At 29.7% G+C, this 2,125-nt stretch carries 1 protein-coding gene; it reads right to left on the bottom strand.

Annotation, left to right across the window (positions count from 1 at the left end):
* Positions 1-118: 118 nt before the first annotated feature.
* The gene (locus LQ609_RS12515) at positions 119-2,005 is read right to left on the bottom strand and encodes an FUSC family protein (RefSeq protein WP_119634220.1); all 1,887 of its coding nucleotides are present in this window, start codon (positions 2,003-2,005) and stop codon (positions 119-121) included.
* Between the last annotated feature and the right edge of the window lie 120 nt (positions 2,006-2,125).

Genomic DNA, 2,125 nt, shown 5'->3' with positions numbered 1-2,125 from the left:
TATTAACACCTTATTAAAAAAAATAAAATCATAAGGTCTATTTTAGTATGCCATTTTTTAATACTAGTACTTGACTAATCGTAGGAAGAGGATGGGACAAATTAATTGTCTCATCCTCTTATGATTTATCGCTACTTAAACTTTGTAATTTCATTAGTTCAGCTCGAATACTAGTGAATTCCTTTAAATATGGCAATTCAATTGGTTTATAACTTGTATCAAATAATACCTTTTTACATATGTTTTCATAAGTAGTTAAGTAAAGTCCTATATCTCTATCTGATAAAGTACTAATATTACCGTGCTCAAATGCTCTTTCTAATGTAAATGCTAATTGTTCTACAGTAAATATGATTGGATATACATATTCTATTTTTTTTATGTCGTTATCCATTTCATTTAAAGCAGCTTGATACATCGCTTTAGTATTCATGATTTCTGTATGCATTTCTGTAATAATCGTTGGACCTACAATATTATCATGATATTTATTTGATGAAAATAGAGTGTGTAATATATCTGCTTGTAATCTTAAAGTGTTATTTATTGATTTAGGTAATTTTTTAGAAGCATGATTTCTTCCTACTATTAATACACCTATTAAACCTATAGCTGACCCGATAATAACATCTGTAATTCTTGGGACAACTAAATACGTATCAAATTGATTTGTTATTGCTGCTGACATTAATAGTACATTTGGTGTAATGAACATTATAGCGAACGTATAATTAAATGCGATTAACAATTCAGCTGTGGCCATTAATATTGTCATTAATATAACGATTGTCCATGCATTTGGTTCAAAGGCTAAGATTATAACTGCACCAAGCATTCCTAAAATTGTACCTACAGTTCTTTGAAGTGCTCTTTGTATAGTTGATAAAGAAGATGACCCTAACAACACTGAACAACAAGAAATTGGTATCCAATAAGCTCTTTCAAAGCCTAAACCAAATGCTATGATTACTGAAGTAAATAGTATAATGCCGTATTGCATTGATGACATAAGTACTAGAGAATCTTTAGATAAATTTTCTTGAATAATTCTTGAATACATAGGTTTTTTATAATTAATTTGTTTATCTATCTGCAAATCAGATTCGTTTAGCATCTTAACTGTATTATTTATCAAATCAGCCAACTCACTTAAGTAAACGTCATCTCCATCATAAACAATTGAGCTGTATTCCAATGTATTCTTTCCTTCAATTCTGTTACAAATGTATTCTAAAGATTCGCTTATTTCAACCGGCAAAACCTCATAACCTTTAGATGATAATTCTAAACAACTAGACCACATTGCTTCAGCTCTACCTTTTAACTGCAACAAGCGATTATAATCTTTATTTTTATTCCAAAACGCATTAGCTGTTGTTAATGTATTAGTTGCGTAATGTATAGAACTCAATGTGTCACTTCGAGCATCATCAAATGTCTTACCATTAAAATTTTTAGTTAAATATGCTAGATTTTTATAAATATTTAATACACTTTCTATTTCAGGCTTCTTATGATTAAAAATAGCATCAACTATAATAACTAGAGTACTTACAAGTCCCCCACATAATACAAGTAAACCTCTATTAAGAAAATCTTCTGGCATAATAGGCATAATTGAAGCAACACTATATGTCAAAACAAAGAACACTGAAGATGGTCCTGGTATTTGAAATGCTTTTAAAATAAAGTGAGCAATCATACCAATTAAGCCTAAAATTAATGCATATAAAAACGGAATAGTAATAGTTAATGTACCTAACATTAAACAAACACTTAACATAATCGAAACAACAATAACTTTTCTTATTCTAGAGGGATAAGAACCATTAAATACATAAATATTACTAAAGGATCCTAACACTGCGGTTAGACCAAGATCAAATCTCCCAAAAAGCACACTGCTTGCTAAAATAATAAACACAATAATAGCTTGCAAAATGGCTTTTTTGGTTCCTAATTTCTTCTTATCTACTTTAAACATAACTTCAAAATACTTTTTCATTTTATTATCTCCCTCCTAGAATTTTTAAACAAAAAAAAGAGACCTAACAGGTCTCGAGTGCGGCTCATCGCATCCATTTATAAATATTTGCCCGGCAACGTCCTACTCTCGCGGAACGTA

This window comes from Mammaliicoccus sp. G-M28 (assembly GCF_022386595.1).
GTDB classification, from domain to species: domain Bacteria; phylum Bacillota; class Bacilli; order Staphylococcales; family Staphylococcaceae; genus Mammaliicoccus; species Mammaliicoccus fleurettii.
The sequence above is the reverse complement of the archived record's forward strand: the minus strand, read 5'-3'. Positions and strand labels throughout refer to the sequence as shown.

What these genes read in the sequence shown, in the direction of transcription:
- LQ609_RS12515 (WP_119634220.1), bottom strand. Translation starts at nt 2,005, where the DNA reads ATGAAAAAGTATTTTGAAGTTATGTTTAAAGTAGATAAGAAGAAATTA.